At 61.3% G+C, this 20,671-nt stretch carries 17 protein-coding genes; 13 read left to right on the top strand and 4 right to left on the bottom strand.

Translation table 11 applies throughout. From position 1 onward, the window contains the following. The first annotated feature begins 201 nt into the window (after positions 1-201). The 3 genes from AC13F2_RS05525 to AC13F2_RS05515 all read left to right on the top strand — a co-directional run bounded on the left by AC13F2_RS05525 (position 202) and on the right by AC13F2_RS05515 (position 3,380). A complete protein-coding gene (locus tag AC13F2_RS05525) occupies positions 202-1,491 on the top strand; it encodes a glycosyltransferase family 4 protein (RefSeq protein ID WP_482964466.1) in 1,290 nt (429 codons plus the stop codon). Positions 1,492-1,597: 106 nt separating this feature from the next. Beyond that, entirely contained in the window at positions 1,598-2,359 is a 762-nt protein-coding gene (locus AC13F2_RS05520) for an HAD-IIB family hydrolase (protein WP_482964467.1), read from the top strand. 421 nt (positions 2,360-2,780) lie between these two features. Further along, positions 2,781-3,380, top strand: coding sequence for a lysophospholipid acyltransferase family protein (locus AC13F2_RS05515; protein WP_482964468.1), 600 nt, complete (start codon positions 2,781-2,783; stop codon positions 3,378-3,380). Between the two features lie 155 nt (positions 3,381-3,535). On the opposite strand, the gene AC13F2_RS05510 is transcribed toward AC13F2_RS05515, so the two are convergent. Then, a complete protein-coding gene (locus AC13F2_RS05510) occupies positions 3,536-5,152 on the bottom strand; it encodes an L-lactate permease (RefSeq protein WP_482964469.1) in 1,617 nt (538 codons plus the stop codon). A gap of 305 nt (positions 5,153-5,457) precedes the next feature. Between AC13F2_RS05510 and AC13F2_RS05505 the strand changes: the two genes are divergently transcribed. Together AC13F2_RS05505 and AC13F2_RS05500 are read left to right on the top strand one after the other, a co-directional pair. After that, positions 5,458-6,144, top strand: a complete 687-nt coding sequence (locus AC13F2_RS05505) for a DUF6629 family protein (protein ID WP_482964470.1) — start codon at positions 5,458-5,460, stop codon at positions 6,142-6,144. Positions 6,145-6,371: 227 nt separating this feature from the next. Beyond that, complete coding sequence (locus AC13F2_RS05500) at positions 6,372-8,099, top strand: cation:proton antiporter domain-containing protein (protein ID WP_482964471.1); 1,728 nt, start codon at positions 6,372-6,374, stop codon at positions 8,097-8,099. Positions 8,100-8,189: 90 nt separating this feature from the next. On the opposite strand, the gene AC13F2_RS05495 is transcribed toward AC13F2_RS05500, so the two are convergent. Further along, positions 8,190-8,606: a hypothetical protein gene (locus AC13F2_RS05495; RefSeq protein WP_244982768.1), complete on the bottom strand. Its 417-nt coding sequence runs from the start codon at positions 8,604-8,606 to the stop codon at positions 8,190-8,192. On the opposite strand from AC13F2_RS05495, the gene AC13F2_RS05490 reads away from it, so the two are divergent. The 4 genes from AC13F2_RS05490 to AC13F2_RS05475 all read left to right on the top strand — a co-directional run bounded on the left by AC13F2_RS05490 (position 8,586) and on the right by AC13F2_RS05475 (position 14,694). Further along, positions 8,586-10,637: a copper-translocating P-type ATPase gene (locus tag AC13F2_RS05490; protein ID WP_244982767.1), complete on the top strand. Its 2,052-nt coding sequence runs from the start codon at positions 8,586-8,588 to the stop codon at positions 10,635-10,637. The two genes, AC13F2_RS05495 and AC13F2_RS05490, sit on opposite strands and share 21 nt — an antisense overlap. 213 nt (positions 10,638-10,850) lie before the next feature. Beyond that, positions 10,851-12,215, top strand: a complete 1,365-nt coding sequence (locus tag AC13F2_RS05485; RefSeq protein ID WP_482964472.1) for an MBL fold metallo-hydrolase RNA specificity domain-containing protein — start codon at positions 10,851-10,853, stop codon at positions 12,213-12,215. A 17-nt stretch (positions 12,216-12,232) separates the two neighbouring features. Further along, entirely contained in the window at positions 12,233-13,750 is a 1,518-nt protein-coding gene (locus AC13F2_RS05480) for a thymidine phosphorylase family protein (protein WP_482964473.1), read from the top strand. Next, the gene (locus AC13F2_RS05475; RefSeq protein WP_482964474.1) at positions 13,747-14,694 is read left to right on the top strand and encodes a ribose-phosphate pyrophosphokinase; all 948 of its coding nucleotides are present in this window, start codon (positions 13,747-13,749) and stop codon (positions 14,692-14,694) included. Before AC13F2_RS05480 ends, AC13F2_RS05475 begins: the two co-directional genes overlap by 4 nt. Positions 14,695-14,958: 264 nt before the next feature. On the opposite strand, the gene AC13F2_RS05470 is transcribed toward AC13F2_RS05475, so the two are convergent. Beyond that, the gene (locus tag AC13F2_RS05470) at positions 14,959-15,555 is read right to left on the bottom strand and encodes an RNA polymerase sigma factor (RefSeq protein WP_482970456.1); all 597 of its coding nucleotides are present in this window, start codon (positions 15,553-15,555) and stop codon (positions 14,959-14,961) included. Between the two features lie 179 nt (positions 15,556-15,734). Here AC13F2_RS05470 and AC13F2_RS05465 point away from each other — a divergent pair, with 179 nt between their 5' ends. Next, positions 15,735-16,892, top strand: a complete 1,158-nt coding sequence (locus tag AC13F2_RS05465; RefSeq protein ID WP_482964476.1) for a hypothetical protein — start codon at positions 15,735-15,737, stop codon at positions 16,890-16,892. A gap of 96 nt (positions 16,893-16,988) precedes the next feature. Here AC13F2_RS05465 and AC13F2_RS05460 read toward each other — a convergent pair whose 3' ends face one another. After that, positions 16,989-17,255 carry a metal-sensitive transcriptional regulator gene (locus AC13F2_RS05460; RefSeq protein WP_482964477.1) on the bottom strand — a complete coding sequence of 89 codons (267 nt, stop codon included), beginning with the start codon at positions 17,253-17,255 and terminating at the stop codon, positions 16,989-16,991. Between the two features lie 192 nt (positions 17,256-17,447). Between AC13F2_RS05460 and AC13F2_RS05455 the strand changes: the two genes are divergently transcribed. The 3 genes from AC13F2_RS05455 (at position 17,448) to AC13F2_RS05445 (ending at position 20,587) form a co-directional block, all read left to right on the top strand. Further along, entirely contained in the window at positions 17,448-17,732 is a 285-nt protein-coding gene (locus AC13F2_RS05455) for a hypothetical protein (protein ID WP_482964478.1), read from the top strand. Further along, positions 17,725-20,088: a heavy metal translocating P-type ATPase gene (locus tag AC13F2_RS05450; RefSeq protein WP_482964479.1), complete on the top strand. Its 2,364-nt coding sequence runs from the start codon at positions 17,725-17,727 to the stop codon at positions 20,086-20,088. The genes AC13F2_RS05455 and AC13F2_RS05450 overlap by 8 nt, the downstream gene beginning before the upstream one ends. Before the next feature lie 106 nt (positions 20,089-20,194). Next, positions 20,195-20,587, top strand: coding sequence for a hypothetical protein (locus AC13F2_RS05445; RefSeq protein ID WP_482964480.1), 393 nt, complete (start codon positions 20,195-20,197; stop codon positions 20,585-20,587). Positions 20,588-20,671 lie beyond the last annotated feature (84 nt).

Raw genomic sequence — 20,671 nt, 5'->3', positions numbered from 1 at the left:
CTGGACCGCCTATCAAACGCCCACAGGGACGATTCGATGCGCGACTTCTTACAGTTGTCATACGGCGCGCGGCGCGCGGCGCGCGCTTTTCGTAAGGAAAAGTCTCACTCCGCGTCCTTGTCAATATCCAGGGGACGAACCTTGCCCGAGAGCATCGGCAACCGCCTCGTCCTACCACACAGACCGAGTGAAGAATCCACCATGCATCCAGTCAACGTCGTGAATGCCAGCCCTCAGATCGCCATGGTCGGCAGCTATGTGCCCCGGCAATGCGGAATTGCCACCTTCTCACAGGATTTGCGCGGCGCGATCGTGCACGGTTTGCCCAAAATGGGTTGCAGGATGATTGCGGTCACCGATCAAGCTGGAGCGTATGATTACCCTGCGGAAGTTGGTCTGGAAATTGAACAGCAAAATGCCCGGACGTACACCGACGCCGCCGAGTATCTGAACTCCTCGCTTGTCGATGCCGTTCTCCTGCAGCACGAATTCGGGCTTTATGGCGGTCCGGCGGGATCCTATCTCGCGAGCTTCCTGCGCCAGCTTCGCAAACCTCTGGTCACCATCTTGCATACAGTTCTGAGCACACCGGATGACGATCAGCGACGGGTCATGGCCGAACTGATTAGGCATTCGGCCCGTCTCGTCGTGATGGCCGAAAAGGGCCGTGAGATGCTGGAACAGATCTATGCTGCACCGGCAGACCAGATTGCTGTTGTGCCGCATGGTATTCCCGACCTTGCTCTGTCCGATTCAGAGCGCGCGAAGCACGCGCTTGGCTTCGGCGGGCGCTCGGTTGCCATGACGTTCGGCCTGCTTTCACCGGGGAAAGGGATCGAGACGATGATCGCCGCGCTGCCGCAACTGGTCCGGACCAATCCCGACCTTCTCTATGCGGTCGTCGGCGCGACCCACCCGCACCTGCGCGCGAGCGAGGGGGAGCGCTATCGCGACAGTCTTCGCAAACTGGCGGACGAGTTCGGCGTAGCCAGCCATCTCCATTTTGTCGATCGCTATGTCGATCTGCCCGATCTGCTGCAGCTGCTCGCAGCCTGCGATATCTATGTCACGCCCTATCTTAACGAGGCGCAGATTTGCTCTGGCACGCTTGCCTATGCCGTTGGCCTGGGAAAGCCGGTCGTCTCGACTCCCTATTGGCATGCGCAGGAGTTGCTGGCGGACGGCCGCGGCATGCTGGTGCCGTTCAGCGACCCGCAGGCGATGGCCGGTGCCGTCGGCCGCCTCCTGTCGGACTTCAGCTTGCGACGCCAGACCGAGGCACGCGCCTTTGCGCTCGGCCGCACAATGACCTGGTCGGCGGTGGCGCAACGTTATGCAATTATAATTGGCGATGTTGCGAACCGGCCCATCCCGCTACAACAAGCGGAACCCCACTTTGAGGCCCAACCACAGACATCCTTTTCGCAGGCCGGCTCCAGTGATCCCCTGCGCGCAGATGCGCCACGGCTTGTCGTGAATGGGCGAGTGTGAGGGCTGAATTGGAGATCGCCGGATCTGCGCCAAACGCGACCCCAGCGCGCGCGCATCTCGTTTTCGGTGGCTATCCCAATCTGAATTCGGATTTGAAAGAGCGTCCATGAAATCGATCGCCATATTTGACCTCGACGGGACTCTGGCTGAAAGCAAGCAGCCGATTGATGCCGAAATGGGTGGCCTTCTGGCCAGCCTGCTCGATCATATGGCGGTTGCGGTCATCTCAGGCGGGGACTGGCCCCAATTCGACAAGCAGCTGCTCGGACGGCTGCCCGATGTCGCTGACCTGTCCCGGCTCTTTCTCTTGCCCACTTCCGGAAGCAAGTTTTTCCAATATGAGCGCCGCTGGCGGCAAATCTATGCCGATGAACTGACTGAAACCGAGCGCAGCGCGATCTACACAGCGCTGCAACAGGCAATCGAGGCGCTCGGAGTGGATGCCGGGCAGAGCTGGGGCGATCGGATCGAGGATCGAGGTACGCAGATCACCTTTTCCGGTCTCGGCCAGCAGGCACCACTCGACAAAAAACGAAGCTGGGATCCCGATCTTCGCAAACGTCAGCGGCTCAAAGCTATCCTCGAGCCAAAGTTGCCAGCCTTTTCGATCCGTATCGGTGGAGCGACTTCGCTCGATATTACACGGCGCGGCGTCGACAAGGCCTACGGGCTTGCGCGCTTTGCCGAGGTGGTCGGCATTCGCAAAGACGACATGGTGTTCTTTGGGGATGCAGTGTTTGCAGGCGGCAATGATGCGCCCGTAAGAGCAGCGGGAATCGCAACTGTGCCGGTTGCCCTTATCGGTGAGACCAAAGCCGCAATAAGGACGATCATAGCCTGCGGCCCGCCGCTTTCCACACATTTCTGAAGCTCGGAAACCTCCCGGCAAGCCGATCTTCCGGCCGCCCGGATATCGCAATGCGCTCGGGAGGGTCGGCTTTTGTCGTCCTTTCCAGCTTCCATGAAGTTTCACCCAGCTCGTCGACACGGCAAGTTGGCCGATCCGAGTACGCTATCATGACCATCGAAGATTTCGAACCGCGCCCGCGCACCACGAGCCAGGTCCGCGCGCCGTGCAACAGGTGCTCGTGTAATTCCTGTGCCCTGTACGCGTCTGTTTTGATGGCCCACCTGACCGCTCAGCATGGGTCCGCGCGGCACGCAAATGGAAGGCATTTCACATTCTCACGCTGAGAACATGGCTTTTCAAAGCTTCCTGGGTTCTCTGGACTCTAAGCTTCGCGCCTCTGATTCCTGTTCTCTGGCTCAGCGGAAGACCTCCGCGAGTTGTGCGCAGAATTACGCGGCTCTGGGCGCGAGGGACCTTGGCACTCCTTGCCGCGTGGACCGGTATAGCACATCGCGTACACGGCGATTGCCATGTTCCTCTCAGACCAGCCTTGATTCTGGGGAATCATCAGTCGCCATGGGAAACGATCGCGGCACTCGTGTTATTTCCCGATCTGGCCATAGTCGCGAAGCAGGAACTTCTCAAAATACCCGTTCTGGGTTGGTATCTTCGATATTCTCCCATGGTCATCATCGATCGAGGCGACACCACCGGCTCGGTGCGAAGCATGGTGACAGCGTGCCGGGATGCTCTTTCCGACGGCCGATCACTGTTGATTTTTCCAGAAGGCACACGCCAACCGGTCGGATCGCCAATCATTTTCAAACGCGGCGTGGAACTGTTGTATCGTACGCTTGGCCTGCCCGCGCTTGTTTTCGTTCACGATTCCGGGCGCTTCTGGCCGGCCGGATCTGTCCTGCGGTCCGGCGTCATTACAGTTTCGCTTCTACCTCCGATTCCGCCAGGCCTGGACGCTCGGGAGTTCTTCCAGCAATCGCAGCGAATGTTGGCGGATGAGGTCGCCCGTCTCGCCGGTTAGCAAGAAAATGCCGCTACCCAATTTAGCGGCTCAGAGTTAGGTGAAGTGGCGGCAAGTTTATTGGCCACTTTTACCGGATAATGTTCGTGGCCTCGGCATGATTTAGCCCCGCGCCGTGCGACAGTGATCGAACTGCCGGAGCCCGCGATCCATTGTCACGACGCCAGCATGAGCGCAAAGATGATCGTGCCCGAGGCCAGCGCGTAGATGAGCATCGGCAGGAAGGTGAAACGAATGATCGTTCCTTCCTCCCTGATCAGACCAACCACCGCGGCTGCGGCTACCACGTTCAGCACAGATACCATGTTGCCGGCATTCGCACCGAGCATTTGTCCGGCGAGCACCAGTACTGTTGGCATGCCGACCTGCTCAGCGGCCTGCGTCTGCAAAAGAGCAAATGTCATATTGCTGAATGTGGCGCTACCTGAAAGAAAACTGCCAAGGGCGCCAAGCAACGGAGCGACCAGCGGCCATTTCGTCCCGACACCGCCAGCGGCAAAGCTGGCAAGCTCCATCGGCATGCTGCGAAGACCAGCGTCGTTTACGCCTGACTGGATAAAAATGCGTACCATCGGCACCGCTGCGCCCAGTGCCATCGCACTCGTTCCGACGATTCGGGCAGCCTCATTGAGCGAAGTTCGGACCTGGGCAAGGTTCATCCGGTGCATGCGAAGCGTCAGCACGGCGATGACAACAAACATGGCGCCTGGCAGGTAGAATGGCGCGACCGAGACACTGATCTCTGTCCCGAAGATGCCGTTCCATTGAATGGAAACCTTGTTCAACCAACTCTTGAACGGCAGGATTTCGATCCGCGTAACGACAAGCATCACCGCGAGAAGCAAATAGGGTGACCAGGCACGCTTGAGTGACATCGGGGAGGCGACGAGGGTGCCGTGCTCTAAAGTTGGTCTCAGCCCTCCATCCGGCAAAAGCCATCCCTTCCGGGCAATCGGAACGATGATCGCTAGACCACAAAGAGCGCCGATGAGCGCGGGCAGCTCGGGCCCGAGCATTGCCGCCACGCCAAGTGCGGGCAGCGTGTAGGCAAAGCCGGCCGCCAAGGCGAATTTCCACGCCGCGAGACCGGCCTTCCAACTTTGACGCACATCGAAGAAACGCGTGAAGATCAGGATCATGATGAGAGGGATGAGGCTGCCGACAAAAAGATCTATCATCGCTGCCTGAACCGCGACTGCCTCGAGCATGGTTTCCAAACTTTGGTCACCGTCGGCCGCGATTGCCGCATCGACCTGTCCGTCTTCCTCCAGACCCTGCGCGAGGCCTATTGCGACGGGCGTGCCGATCGCGCCGAAGGAAACAGGGCTGCTGTCGGCAATCAGCGCAAGCACCACGGCTGCCATTGGCTTGAAGCGCAGAGCGACAAGCAAGGGTGCGGTGATCGCGGCCGGGGTTCCGAAACCAGCAGCACCTTCGAGGAAGGCCCCGAAAAGCCAGGCGATGACTATAATTTGCGCGCGGGGGTCAGGGGCAATGCGGGTGAACCCGTCCCGGATGACGGTCATGGCTCCGCCTGCCGTGAGAACCTTGAGCAGGAAAATCGCCCCGAAGACTATCCAGACGATCGATGCCGCGATCACCGTCCCCTCGGCGGCGGCAGCAAGAACCTGGATTACCGGCACACGCCAGATGACGACGCTCACAAGGGCGGTAACGAGAAGGCTGATAGGCATCGCCACGGCGGCAGGCAAACGAAGCATGACCAGCAGTCCGAGGACCGCAATGAGCGGCGCAAGCGCGGCAAGGATCAAGGCTATTGTGATCGGGCCAGCACTCCCCTGCTGTCGGGCGTTGCACCTCCGGCGCCCATTGAGACGCTTGGTACGGATACGTATTACACTGGAACCGCGAGCTCGTGGGTCCCCTTATCCGTGACATCAGTCTTCCCGATCACGCAAGGTTGCCTTATGTTTGGGATCTTTGTCTGCGCGCGGTACGCACTCTAGTGTGGCATCTTTGGAAGTTCCCAAGCATGTGTCGATCGAGACGGGTCCCCGCCGAATGTGCGAGGGTCGATTGAGAATGAGCGCGTGAATTTGCGGGGGTAAGGTCAAATATGTGCTTTTCGGCCACAGCTAGTTTCACCGCCGGAGCAGCGTTGCTGGTTACCGGTGCATTTAGCATACGCCTTGCGCGGAACCCTGCCGAGCGGCCATATGCAGCGATACCGCTCCTGTTTGGCGTTCAGCAATTGATCGAGGGCGCACTTTGGCTGACATTCCCTGACAAGACGCAGCTTCTCAGTACCGTGCTGACTTATGCCTATTCGATATTTTCACACGTACTCTGGCCAATCTTTGTCCCGCTCGCCGTCTATTTTCTCGAACCTGTGAAATGGCGCCGCAAGGCGCTGCTGGTGGCGGTTGCGGGAGGAACAGCAGTGGGTCTTTATCTGCTCTATTTCCTCATCCGGCTTCCGATTGTGGCTACAGCTGCCGAGGGACACATCGACTACGTATCCCCCCACTTTTACGTTAAAATCGTCATGGCTCTGTACATTTTGGGAACCTGCATAAGCCCTCTTCTGTCGAGCCACCGCTGGGTGCGATGGTTTGGCATCGCAGCGATCGTGTCATTTCTTCTTGCCGGCATCTTTTATCGAGCCTGGTTCATATCGGTCTGGTGTTTCTTTGCGGCGATCATGAGCGTGATGGTTCTGATTTTCTTCTTACGCCGTTCGCCGGCGCTTGCCTCCGGCGCGCGAATGGACACAGCAAATTCCGAGCGCTTCCTCGCCGAGTGACGGAATGGCGTGGCGCTGGATCGGGGAAAGTTTTTAGTCTTCCTGTTGGTGGAGGAGGGAGGCAAAGCGATGCGAGGTGACGCGTCTCAAAATTCCTGATGCTCCTTGACCCTTATCGTCCGGGTATCTCGAAGACCCACCTACGAGCGAGACGACCGTTACCGGGTCGCAGATCGGCAGCGTGCGAGCAACTCGCTTCAATGGCAGCTATTCGAAAGGCTTAACTGTTGGATCACGAAATTCCCTACTTGAGGGAAATTTTTGTTTTTCTCGCGGCTGCCGGATTGGTGATCCCGACTGTCCGTAAACTCGGCATCAGCTCTGTCCTCGGATTTCTATTTGCCGGTCTCCTGATTGGGCCGCACGGTCTGAACCGCATTGTCGTGGATGTGCCACTGCTCGCCTATGTGGTCATCGCGGATGTCGACGGTGTCCGTCGCGTCGCTGAGCTCGGCATAATCTTTCTGCTGTTCATGATCGGGCTTGAACTCTCAACAAGGCAATTGTGGGGGATGCGACGGATCGTTTTCGGTCTTGGCACCGGGCAAGTCTGCGCATCCGCTGCCATCATCGGGGCGATCGCCTACGCCTTCGGCAACTCCATGATCGCATCCGCCATTTTAGGGCTTTGTCTGGCATTATCATCCACCGCGCTCGTCATGCAGAGTTTGACTGAGACAGGGCGTCTTGGCACCCGGTCCGGGCGCGCAGCGTTCGGTATCCTCCTGTTTCAAGACCTCGCCGTCGTCCCCATCCTCTTTCTCGTAGGCGTGGCCGGCGCGGAAGGTAGCGAGTCGCTGGCCGGAGCCGCTACACGGGCGATCCTTCAGGCTGCTATCATTATCGCCGCCATTCTGGCCGTCGGACGCATTGCTATTCGGCCGCTGTTGCGGTTCGTCGGCGGCAGCGGCAGCCGCGAGGTGTTTATGGCCGCCGTCCTGCTGATTGTGCTTGGAACCGCTGCACTCACGGCACAGGCGGGCCTTTCGATGGCGCTCGGCGCATTTCTGGCTGGGCTGCTGTTCGCAGACACCGAGTATCGTCACCAGATCGCCAGTGATATTGAGCCCTTCAAGGGCCTACTCCTGGGCCTCTTCTTCATGTCCGTCGGCATGAGCCTTGACGTGAGTGCCGTCTGGCAGTTGCTGGGCTGGGTCGTACTTTCAGTGATTGGCCTCGTCGCACTCAAAGCTGGGACCCTGTTCGTGGTTTCGAAAGCGTTCCGGCAGCCCACCGCCGTCGCTGCGGAGACTGCGGTCCTGCTCTGCCAAGGCGGCGAATTTGCATTCGTCGTCCTCGCTGCCGGGCTTGCGGTCGGTGTGCTGGACCCAACTGTCGGTCAGTTCATGCTTATGGTGGTTATCTTGACGATGTTTCTCACCCCGTCCCTTTCCGCCGCCGGCCGTCTGTTGGGCCGATTTTTGGAGAAGCGGGAGAATGGCACCCTCGTACCTGCCGACCTCGGGATTACAGGGGAAGCCCACGTGATTATCGGCGGCTTCGGCCGGGTTGGGCATCTTCTGGCTGATCTGCTGGACGCTCAGCGCATCAGTTATGTCGCGCTCGATACCGATGCCGAAATCATCGCACGTCAGCGTGCGAAGGGAATGTCGGTTGTCTTTGGCGATGCCAGTCAGCCGGATCTTCTTCCGCGTCTAGGTATCGAGCGCGCTGCGGCGTTCGTGACCACTATGGATGCGCCCGGCAGTGCCGAGCATGTTGTCGGCGCGGTTCACCAGCTCTGGCCGCATGTGCCCATCTACGCAAGAGCCCGAGATGCGGAGCATGCACGCCGGCTGCAAGCACTCGGTGCGTCGGGGACGGTACCCGACACCGTTGAGGCCAGTCTGCAATTGTGCGAAGAACTCCTGACCGGCATCGGCTTCCCCGAGGAAGCTGCACGTGCCATCGTCAATGAGCGCCGCAACGATCTATTCGCGGCGCGAACCGTTTGAGCCGATCTGGTGCGACGCGGCGAGCCAATTGGTCGCGCCGCGATACCGTGAAAGAGCGAATCCGAACTCACGGTGTAATTCCGTCGGTGTTCAAGCGTCTTTGCCAAGCGAGCAACGAATCCGCAGTGCACGCTGCCGGACGAGAGAACGAAAAATCTTCTGGAGGTTGGTTTGGCAAATGTGACGCTTGAGGTCGGCGGCCTCTTCGAGGAACTCGATCATCTCGGCGTAGAGAAACAACTGGAAGCCGAGGACGGCGTCAGTCGCGCTGTCGCCAATCCGGCTTCGGGAAGCGTTACGATTGATTTTGACGGGGGTTTGACGAGCGAGGAAAAGCTGCGCCAGACCGTGCTCTCTTGCGGCTTCCGCTGCCGCGGCGCGGTCCATCCCCGACATGTCGGCAAGCCAGGCCCCGACCCGGTACCATCCGCTCATGCCGGCCACGAAAGAGTTGCGGCTGCCAGCAAGGCGCACGCGCAGGATGCCATGGCGCACGAGATGGGACACGGCGCCGGTGCCGACATGCAAGCGATGGTCCGCGACATGCGCAACCGGTTCTGGGTGGCTCTCCTCTTTACCATTCCGATCTTCGTCTATTCGCCAATGGGCGGCATGTTCACGCCGCCTGCTCCGCCTTTCGGGTTGGGCCTCGATCTGTGGCTGTTCTTCCTCGCGAGCGCTGCGGTCATCTATCCCAGCTGGCCGTTCTTCGTCGCCGCCTGGCGCGCGCTGCGCAACGGGATCCTCAATATGGCGGTGCTTGTCGTGCTGTCGGTCGGAACAGGCTATCTCTTCAGCGTCGGCTCGACCTTCCTCTTTCCCGGTGTGCAGTTCTACGAGGCAGTCGCGGTCCTGCTGGTCTTCATCCTGCTCGGCCACTGGCTCGAAATGCGCGCGCGCGCCGGGGCGTCGCAGGCGATTCGCGCACTGCTCGATCTCGCGCCGCCGATGGCGACCGTCATTCGCGAAGGCCGCGAAGTGGAGATCGCCACCTCCGAAGTCCAGGTGGGCGAGACGATCATCATCAAGCCTGGCAACAAGATCCCCGTCGACGGGGAAATCGTCGAAGGAACCTCGCTGATCGATGAATCGATGCTTACCGGCGAGTCGATGCCGGTCAACAAGGCGGTCGGCGACGAAGTCATCGGCGCATCGATCAACAAGAGCGGCAGCTTCCGGTACAAGGCAACCAAGGTTGGTGCCGACACCGCGCTGGCCCAAATCGTCAAGCTCGTCCAGGAAGCGCAGAATTCCAAGGCCCCGGCGCAGCTGCTTGCCGACCGCGCGTCGCAGTGGTTGGTCTTGATCGCGATCCTTATCGGACTGGCGACCTTTGCGACATGGTTCTGGTGGCTCGGCGCGCCATTGCTGTTCGCCGTCACGCTGACGATAACCGTCTTCGTCATTGCTTGCCCGGATGCTCTGGGACTCGCGACCCCGATGGCGGTCATGGTCGGGACCGGGCTCGGCGCGACCAACGGTATCCTGTTCAAGAATGCCGGCGCGCTCGAGGATGCGACCAAACTCGACGTCATCGTGTTCGACAAGACCGGCACGCTAACGATGGGGCAGCCGCATGTGGTCGACATCGTCGCTGCGGAAGGCCGGTCCGACGAGGATGTTTTGCGGCTCGCCGCCGCGGTCGAGCGTGGTTCGGAACATCCGCTCGCACTCGCCATCCTTGACCGCGCAGGAGATCTCGCGCTCGACGACGTCCGCGACTTTCACAACCGGGAAGGCATGGGCGCAGAGGCGCTGGTCGGTGGCAGCACGGTGCTGCTCGGCAATCGCCGACTGATGGACGAGGAGAACGTCCCACTAGGCGCCTTGTCCGAAGCGGCGGACGAGCTGAAGGGTGCCGGACGAACGGTCGTTCACGTCGCGCACAAGGGCGATCTGGTCGGTCTGATCGCCATCGCCGACGCCCCGCGCCCCACCGCTGTTGCGGCGGTCGCGGCGCTGCGCAAGCGCGGGGTCGAAGTGGCAATGCTGACCGGCGACAATGAGGGCACGGCAAAGCGCGTGGCGGCACAGCTGGGCATCGGCACCGTGCTCGCCGACGTCCTGCCCGGACAGAAGGCCGATAAAGTCAAGGAGTTGCAGGCGCAGGGCAAGCGCGTCGGCATGGTTGGAGACGGAATTAACGACGCGCCGGCGCTGACCCAGGCCGATGTGGGTTTTGCGATCGGGGCCGGCACCGATGTCGCTATGGAAAGTGCCGATGTCGTACTTATGCGCAGCGATCCTTATGACGTGGTCGGCGCCATCGTTCTTTCGAAAGCAACCTTGCGCAAGATGCACCAGAACCTGTTCTGGGCTGTCGCTTACAATGTCATTGCCTTTCCGGTCGCAGCGGGCGTCCTCTACCCGCTGATCATCAGCCCGGCGATCGCCGCCATCGCCATGTCGGGGAGCTCCGCGCTCGTGGCCGTGAATGCACTGCTCCTCAAAAGGACGCGAATGGAAGGTATCGGCAGCAGCGTAGCGGAGTCCGGAGAAAGCGATCGGAGCTCCACGGCGAGCCCGATTCCTGCGTGATGCTGTGCTACCCGCAGCATACCGCTGGCGCATTGCCCCCCTGTCGAAGCGGGATCATTCCAGCGATTGAGCAGCCGACAACGCCCGGACAGGCACGAACAAATGCGGCAGAGAAATCAACGCGGGGCAGTCGCGTTGTAATAACAGTCGAGCGAGCGCGTCTGTATCCATCAAGCGGCGCGGTGTGCCGCTCCACACCCGAGGAAGGCGCCAATGACCTTGCAACTTACTTTTCTGGGCGGTGCCGGTACGGTCACCGGATCGAAATATCTCGTCGAGACCGGCGACTGCAAAATCCTTGTCGACTGCGGCCTGTTCCAAGGTTTCAAGCAGCTACGCCTGCGCAATCGCCAACCGCTCCCGGTAGCGCCGGCCGATATCGATGCCGTTCTCCTCACGCATGCTCATCTTGATCATTCGGGTTTCATTCCGGCGCTTGTCCGCGACGGTTTCCGTGGCCCCGTGATCAGCACGCACGCGACCTTCAAGCTGTGCGAGCTCCTGCTCCCGGACAGCGGCTATCTCATGGAAGCGGACGCGCGCTATGCCAACAAGCGCGGGTTCAGCAAACACACGCCGCCTCTTCCACTCTATACCGAACGCGATGCAAAGGCGGCGCTTGCATCCTTCGCTCCGACCGGCTTCGACGAACCGACGAGCGTTGCCGAAGGCTGCAGCGCGATCTTCCGGCCAATGGGGCATATTCTCGGGGCGGCCAGCATCGAGCTGAACTGCAACGGGAAGCGGATCGTCTTTTCGGGCGATATCGGCCGCTACTCCGCAGCAACGATGATCGATCCGGTGTGCGTTCCGCGAGCAGACTATCTCGTCGTCGAGTCGACCTATGGCAACCGACACCATGACGAGACCGACCCCGAAACCGCGTTGGAAGATGTCATCAACCGCACCATCGGGCGCGGCGGAAGCGTCATCATCCCGTCATTTGCGGTCGGACGCGCGCAGACGCTGCTGTTTCATCTGAGCCAGCTGCGTCGCCGCGGACGGCTTGGTCATGTACCGATCTTCCTCAACAGCCCGATGGCGGTCAACGCAAGTTCGATCTTCTGCGACCATGTTGGAGAGCACCGCCTAACGCAAGACCAGTGTCGGGAGGCCTGCGGCATTGCCGAATACGTCCGTGACGTCGAGGACTCAAAGCGCCTCAATCGCGACCCCATGCCCAAAATCATTGTCGCGGCCAGCGGGATGGCGACGGGCGGACGGATATTGCATCATCTCAAAGCTTATGCCCCCGATCCCCGCAACACGATCCTCCTGGCCGGTTTCCAGGCCGGCGGGACGCGGGGCGCAGCCCTGCGCGATGGTGCGAGCGAAGTGAAGATCCACGGAGAGTTCATTCCTGTGCGCGCAGAGGTTGCCAGTCTCGACATGCTGTCTGCCCATGCCGACCAGGGCGAACTCCTGCGATGGCTTGGCGGCTTCGAGGATCCGCCGGTCCAGACATTCGTGACCCACGGTGAGCCGGAAGCCTCCGATACGTTTCGCCGTTGCATCACCGAACGGCTTGGGTGGGAGGCGCGGGTCCCCGAACACGGCGAGCACGTGGTGCTCGCGTGAGGGCGAGCGGGCCTCAGATGCTTACCGACCAGCCAGTGGCGCCTCATGGCCTGCGCGTTCGGCGCCTCGGCATCGAGACCGGCGGCGAAGCGATCGTGTTCATGCACGCCGACTGTCCAGTCGCCCGTTCGGAAGGGTTCGCGACGCGGACGCGCGTGGAAGTCCATGCGGGAGGCCACCGCGCACTCGCAACGCTCTTTTTCACGACAAACGGCCTGCTCGACCCCGACGAAGTCGGACTGCCAAACGCTCTTTGGCGCCAGCTTCATGCTGGCGATGGCGATGTCATTGAGGTGCGTCATCCGCAGCCACTCGCTTCGATGAGCGATGTGCGCGCCAAGATCTACGGCCATCGTCTCGAGCAGGACCGGCTTGCGCGGATCGTCGCGGATATCGCCACCGGCCGCTATTCCGACGTGGAACTCGCCGCCTTTGTGACCGCCTTTGCCGGGCAGCCGCTCGACGTGACAGAAACTGCGGCGTTGACACGTGCCATGCTCGAAGCGGGTGACCGGCTCGACTGGCCCGATGAACTGGTTTTGGACAAACACTGCGTCGGCGGGCTCCCGGCCAACCGCACCACTCCGCTCATTGTGGCGATTGTCACCGCTGCCGGCTTCACCATGCCCAAAACCTCTTCCCGCGCCATCACCTCGCCGGCAGGGACAGCCGATGCGATGGAAGTGATTGCGCCAGTCAATCTCGATCTGGGAGCGATGCGGCGCGTGGTCGAGCGTGAGGGCGGATGTGTCGTCTGGGGCGGCAATGTGCGCCTGAGCCCGGCTGACGACATCCTGATCGGCGTCGAGCGCGCGCTCGATGTGGATAGTGAGGTCCAACTTGTCGCGTCCATCCTGTCCAAGAAGCTCGCCGCCGGGGCGACGCATGTCCTGCTCGATCTGCCCGTGGGCGCAACCGCCAAAGTGCGCTCACCAGCTGAAGCAGCCAGGCTCAGCGCGCATCTGGTCGCGGTCGCGGCGGAATTCCATCTCTCGGTGACCCCGGTGTTGACCGACGGGACACAGCCGGTGGGGTCGGGCATCGGGCCAGCACTCGAGGCGCACGATGTTCTCGCCGTCCTGCGCAGAGCTCCCGATGCTCCGGCGGACCTGCGCGAGCGGGCGATTGATCTGTCAGGCAGAATACTCGACCTCGCCGGCGGACCGCCCGGGCGGGGGCGTGCGCAGGCGAGCGCGATCCTCGACGACGGCCGGGCGCTCGACAAGTTCATGGCGATTTGCGAAGCTCAAGGGGGCTTTTCCGAACCGTCCACCGCACCGCTGCGATATACGATCAGCGCACCTCGCAGTGCCAGGGTAGCGGCATTCGACAATCGGACGCTGGCGCGTGTTGCCAAGTTGGCGGGTGCACCGCGATCCAAATCGGCAGGTATATCGCTGCATGTGAAGCTGGGTGCGACAGTGGCGCGGGGAGAGCCGATCTTCACCGTTCACGCGGAGAGCCGCGGCGAACTGGACTACGCGCTGGCCTTCGCCGCCGCCAATCCAGACGCCATCCGATTGGCAAGCCTATGAATCCGGTCCTGTTCTCGCTCAGCGCCTCGCCCGGCATGGCGGCTCACTTGTGTGCCGAGACCGGCATGGAGCTTGGAGAAATCGTCTGGCGCCAGTTTCCGGACGGTGAGAGCTATGTGCGTCTGTTGTCCTCCGTCCGTGAGCGAGACGTCGTTCTGCTGTGCACGCTCGATCGGCCCGATACCAAGGCCTTGGCCCTCTTGTTCGCAGCCGACAAGGCACGCGAAATGGGCGCGCGCCGCGTTGGCCTCGTTGCGCCCTATCTGGCCTATATGCGCCAGGACAAGGCCTTCAATGAAGGCGAAGCCGTAACTTCGGTCACTTTCGCGCGCCTACTCTCGCGCACGTTTGATGCGCTCATCACCGTCGATCCGCACCTTCATCGTCACTCGGACCTCGGCGCAGTTTATTCCATTCCGGCCATTGCGGTTCAGGCCGCGCCCGCAATCGCCGGGTGGGTACGCCAGGAAGTTCCCAATCCGGTCCTTGTCGGTCCCGACGAGGAAAGCGGTCAGTGGGTCGAGGAGATCGCCGGCCTCGCCGGCGCTCGCTACGCAGTTCTCCGCAAGGAGCGCAGGGGCGACTATGACGTCAGTATTTCCGCCGCCAATCTGCCCGATTTATCCAACCTTACACCGGTGATCATTGATGACATCGCCTCGAGCGCGCGCACCATGATCGAAGCGGTGCACATTCTTCGGGAAGCAGCTGCCGCAGCGCCGATCGCGATCGTCGTCCATCCGATACTGGCGGGCGATGCCTTTGGGAAACTGCAGGCGGCGGGCACTGGCCGGATTGTCAGTACCGACACCATCGCGCATCCATCCAACGCAATCAGTGTCGTCCCACAAATCGCCGCAGCGCTAAAGGCGTGGCGCAATGAAACAGCCCGGCCGGAATCTTCGTCGGCGGGTCGTCAACGCGTCAACGAAAGCCCTTCGTAGTGATGCGGACAGAACACCCGCCACGAAGCAGCGACCGTGGTGATGGGTCAGACAGTCGGTATGCAGGAGATTTATCGAGATTCGGTGTCGTCTTCCCATGAGCGGCCGCCGTCGTCCCAACAACATGCCAGCTGCTTGTTCGTTTCAAGTGAGCGAAAACATTCCTCCTCCCGCCCGGCAGGTATTGTCAACCAATGTCCCGGACGGCCCACTTGCCACTACGCCCCGGAGAACCGCTCGAGACCTGCCAGATATCTGCCATCTCTAATCAGCCGAGAACCCTCCCACATGGGCTCGAAGCGAGGACTCTGCATGGGCACATTCACAATCAAGAAAGCCATGCTCGATGCACCTGCGGCACATCTGCAGGAGTCGGGTCTTCAGCGCACGACGTGCGCGGTGCAATCTGACGGTCACATTGTTGACCGTCGTGTCGAGACTTTTCGCGATCTCGTCCCGCGGCTCTTCGAGCAAATCGGCGCGCCAGATGACCTCCGCATAGACAGGTTTCAATGTCGGCAGGAGCCGGTAAAGGCAATTGCACACTGTCTGTTCAAGATCCACCTCCGGTTGCGTGTGCGCATGGCTGCTCTCGGCAAGCTCGTGCGGATCGACACCGATCTCCTTGCTGCGCCGTCGGATGACAGTCCGCTGGAAATCGGCAATCGTCGTTGCCAGAACGCGCGAAAGCCAACCTTTGACCGACTTTGCCTCGCGAAGCTCTCCCGCGCGCTCGATCGCCTTGACCATGAAGCGCTGCAGAACCTCCTCCGCTTCGTGGGAACTGCGAAGACGCCGATTCAGGAATTTGAGAATGTCCTGATGACTGTCCACCAGCGCCCGTCGGACGGCTTCGTCCATCGGCCTCAAGGCATCGTCGCCGGCAGCCGCCGAAGTGGCAGGATCATCATCCATCGAGCTTTCCAATACGAATATTCTCGCTGAGGATCGCCTACCTCAAACTTCTGCAACAGAGTGCCACACTACAGGAAGCTTTAACATGTTTAACCCGAATCGATTGCTCACAATCCAGGCTTATCGTGGACGACTCAAATGCCGATGACGACCAGCGCCTCGTCTCGTCGTCGGGATCACCCGGGCAACGCAGCGAGCGTGCGCGGGCTTCAGCTTGCGGCCGTGAAGGATGGCAGAAGATGATCGACTTGGCGATCACCGTCCACTTGCTGGCGCTGACCGACGATACGGGTCTGGCCCAACACGCCCGGCATCATTTCGTCGACCGTTCTCACGGCTACTGTCTCGATGACAACGCGCGAGCGGTAACGGTAATGTGCCGTCTGGCCCACCTGCGCACGCTAAGCGCCGCAGAGCAACACGCTCTCGCCGCTTATGCCGCGTTTCTCGATCATGCTTTCGACCGGCAGGCACGATATTTCAGGAACTTCATGACGTATGATCGGCGCTGGCTGGACGAGGAAGCGGCTGACGATGCTTGCGCTCGCGCCGTTCATGCCCTGTGCGTCATGATCGCGATGCCCCCTCAGGACTGGATGCGGATCTGGGGACGCGATCTTCTCGAAGCGGTCCTTCCGCGCCTGCACGAGCTCGCTTCGCCGCGTTCGTGGAGTCTGGTCCTGACGGGTCTGGACACATTACTACGCAACAGCTCTCCCTGGAGGCAAGCGGAGCAGCTACGCGAGCAACTGGCGCATGAATTGCTTCAGCGCTGGCGGGACGCGGTGCAACCTGCCTGGCCCTGGTTCGAAGACGGGCTGGCCTACGACAATGGACGCCTGGCCGAGGCCGCGATTACGGCCGGCACGGTGCTGGGCATGGCTGACCTGCGGGAAGCCGGACTATCGGCCCTGCAGGCACTCTGGGACTGGCAGTACGATGGACAGGTTTTTCACCCGGTCGGTACGCACAATTTTGGACGCAGACACCAATTGCCGTGCAGGTTCGATCAACAGCCCATCGAAGCCCATGCCATGGTCGATGGGTGCCTCGCAGCCGCCAGTTCAGGTGCCGACACCGCCCTCTGGCGCGAGCGCGCGGATATCGCGATGGCATGGTTTTTCGGACGAAATGATCTTGGCCGCGCGCTCGTGGAACCGGAAAAAGGTCTGTGTCATGATGGCCTTCACGAAGACAGGATAAATGCCAATGCAGGCGCGGAATCGACGCTCGCCTATATCGGCGCGTTCCTCTCGATGGCTTCGCTGGAGAGACAGAGGTGACCGGCAAGCGACTCGAGACTCCTCCAAAGCCTTGTCCAAGGACCCAAATAGGGAAGCTTGGGGAAACACGACGCTATGACAACCGGCATTTTGACCTCAGCGACCCGCCTTTCCAAAAAGCGCAGCGAGTTCGGCGAATTTGGCGCGCTGCGTTTCCTTGTCGCCGCTCTCGATCGCTTCCTGAACACAGTCCTGGGCATGAATGGCGAGAACCTTGGCTCTCGTTGCCCGCAAGGCGGCTTCCATCGCAGCGATTTGATGCAGGATATCGACGCAGTACCGCTCGTCTTCCAACATGCGGATCACACCCCTCGCCTGGCCCTCGACCCGCCGCAGACGAGCGATTTCCTTGGTGAACTTCATCTCTCGATCCCTCGTCGCCTCAGGGCGTATCGTACCAAATGCACCGCCCTTCCTTACCCTACCGGGGTAAAGTTTACAAATGTCCGCCTGTCGGCTACCGGAGAATGGGTGTCGAAGCACTAGCCTGTCCGTCGGAGCGGGACAAACCGCGAAGCACGCCGAATTTGCCCGGCCGGAAGCAAGGAGCCGATCATGACGCAATTGTCCATTCCCCGCGCGATCCTGGTCTGGGGCACGGCTTTGAGCCTGTTCCTGATGATCAGCCTTATCGCCTGTATTCTTTACGGTTTGGCCCTGCCTTCCGGATTCGAAATGCACCGCGCCTGGTCGCCCTGGCTCCCCGGGTTCGAATGGCTGACACTCGGCGGTGTTCTCGCGGGTCTGTTTTGGTCCCTCATCTACGGTTTTTGGGCGGCGGCCCTCCTCGTCCCCCTGCACCGCCTCGCAAGGCGTTGGTTCGGAGTTGCAAATGACTGATCGCAAGGCCTGCTGCGACCCTGCCAGCGGCGCGCTGCCGCCCGAAGGAATAGCGATTGATCCCGTTTGCGGCATGAGCGTTACGATTGCCGGAGCCAAGCACAGCGCCGGGCACGACGGTGCGCGGCATTACTTCTGCTCCGCGCACTGCCAGCAGAAATTCGTAACCGATCCCGAAATGTACCTGAGCGGGGCGCATCTGCAGGCGGTCGAGGACGTGCCGGAGGGCACGATATACACCTGCCCGATGCACCCGGAAATCCGGCAGCAAGGACCAGGCTCGTGCCCGATCTGCGGCATGGCGCTCGAACCGGAAACCTTCAGCCTCGATGACGGCCCCGATCCGGAACTCATCGACATGAGCCGGCGCTTCTGGATAAGTCTGGTCTTCACTATCCCGTTGTTCGTCTACGCGATGGGCGATCTGATTCCGGGGCAGCCGTTTTCACAGCTTGTCGAACCGGCCTTGGCGCAATGGATACAGCTGGCGCTGGCCACACCTGTCGTGCTCTGGGGCGCTTGGCCATTCTTTACGCGCGGTCTGCAATCGGTTCGGACGATGAACCTCAACATGTTCACGCTGATCGGGCTCGGCGTCGCCATCGCTTACGCGTTCAGCGTCGTGGGAACGATTGCGCCGCACATCTTCCCGCCCGGTTTTCACGATGCCGATGGGCGGGTGGCGGTCTATTTCGAAGCGGCGGCGGTCATCGCCACGCTCGTCCTGCTCGGGCAGGTGCTCGAACTCAAGGCACGGGGCGCAACATCGAGCGCTCTGCGCGCGCTGCTCGAACTCGCTCCGCCGACCGCGCTAAAACTCATGCCCGACGGCTCGGAGCGTGAGGTCGCTCTCGATCAGGTCGCGACGGGCGACCGCCTGCGCGTCCGCCCCGGCGACAAGATCGCCGTCGACGGCCGTATTCTTGAAGGCTCGAGCAGCGTCGATGAATCGATGATCAGCGGCGAGCCGCTACCGGTGAAAAAGTCAATCGGCGACGAGGTGACGGGGGGTACGGTCAACCAGACCGGCGGCTTTGTCATGACTGCGGAACGCGTGGGCAAGGACACGATGCTGTCCAAGATCGTGCAGATGGTGGCTGAGGCGCAGCGCAGCCGCGCGCCGATCCAGCGTCTGGCCGATCTTGTCGCGGGCTGGTTCGTGCCCGTGGTAATCGGCATCGCCATACTTACCTTCGCTGCCTGGGCGGTCTGGGGGCCGGAACCGGCGTTCGCGTATGGCCTGGTCAATGCCGTAGCCGTACTCATCATTGCCTGCCCCTGCGCCCTGGGCCTCGCCACGCCAATGTCGATCATGACCGGGACCGGCAAGGGTGCGCAAAACGGTATCCTGGTGAAAAATGCCGAGGCGCTCGAGACCTTCGAAAAGGTCGACACCATCGTCATCGACAAGACCGGGACACTGACCGAAGGCCGACCGGAGCTGGTCATGGTCGAACCTGCACAGGGCATCGATGAATCGGAGATGCTGCGCCTGGTGGGCGCCGCCGAAATCGGCAGTGAACACCCGCTCGCCGAGGCGATCGTCAAGGGCGCTCGCGCGCGCGGCCACAAGTTCGCGGCGGCGAGCGATTTTTCCTCCGTGACGGGCGAAGGTATCGAGGCAAGCGTCGGCAAGCGACGCGTCGCGATCGGCAACGCAAAGATGATGCGCCGGGTCGGTGCCTATGACCCGATCATGGCCGACGCCGCCGAAACCGCCCGAGCGAAAGGGCGGACGGTGATGTTCGTTGCAATCAACGGTAAGCCGGCCGGGCTGATCGGCGTCGCCGATCCGATCAAGCCGACCAGCGCGCGCGCCATCGGCCGTCTCCACGCAGCAGGTATTCGGGTGGTCATGCTGACCGGCGACAGCGAGGCAACCGCGCGCGCCGTGGCGAACGAAGTGGGGATCGACGAGGTCCATGCCGATGTCTCGCCTGCGGACAAGAACCGCATCGTCGGTGAATTGAAGGCGGCAGGCAAGACTGTCGCAATGGCGGGCGACGGGATCAACGATGCGCCTGCGCTCGCCGCGGCCGATGTTGGGGTGGCGATGGGAACCGGCACCGATGTCGCGATTGAAAGCGCCGGCATGACCCTTGTGCGCGGAGATCTCGAAGGCCTGGCCCAGGCGCACCGGCTTTCGAGTGCAACCATGCGCAATATCCGGCAGAATCTGTTCTTCGCCTTCGCCTACAACTCGCTCGGCGTGCCGATTGCCGCTGGCGTGCTGTTCCCCTGGTTTGGCATATTGCTGAGCCCGATGATCGCGGCAGCCGCGATGAGCCTCTCTTCGGTGTCGGTTATCGGCAATGCGCTGAGACTACGGACGCTCGATCTCAGAAGCGAGCCATGACGGTGTGAATATGCTCTGGCGCCCTGTCCGTCGGCTGATCCGCTGGAGGCTGAGCAGGTCGGCGCGCAAGGTGCTCGAAACGAGAACTCTCGAGCGGTTAGATGGCGTGTGGCTGCGCTGGTTGCCGGATGAGATTGATCTGTTCCTCGCGAACCTGGAGCCACAGGCGAAGGAACTGCGCCCCTTGTCCGATCTTGGTCAACTTCCGAGCGCAGGCAATCGCCTCATGGTGGAGCTAGCCATCTATACCGCCGCGGCCTATCGGGCCTTGCTCGAAGCAGGGCTTTCCAGAGAATCGTCGCGGAGCGCGGTCGCCGACATCGGGTGGAACGTCTATGCGCTTCTTCTCCGGCTGAATTCGCTTCCCTTCCACCTGGTCACCCAGGATCCCGGCAAACGGCTACGCGGCACGATAGGACTGCTGCTGCGCTTTTCATTCAGCGCACCGGGTTACGCGGTCGAGGCGCGCCGGGGAGGCGACGACCGTATCACCCACTAGACCCACTGTCCCTCGCAGACCTTTATACGGACCCTCGTTGCGGAAGCGGGCGACCGCGGCGATCTCGAAACTTTTTGCGAAAGC

Source organism: Qipengyuania sp. L-5Y (assembly GCF_056859455.1).
This window is presented reverse-complemented; position numbering and strand designations above follow the sequence as displayed.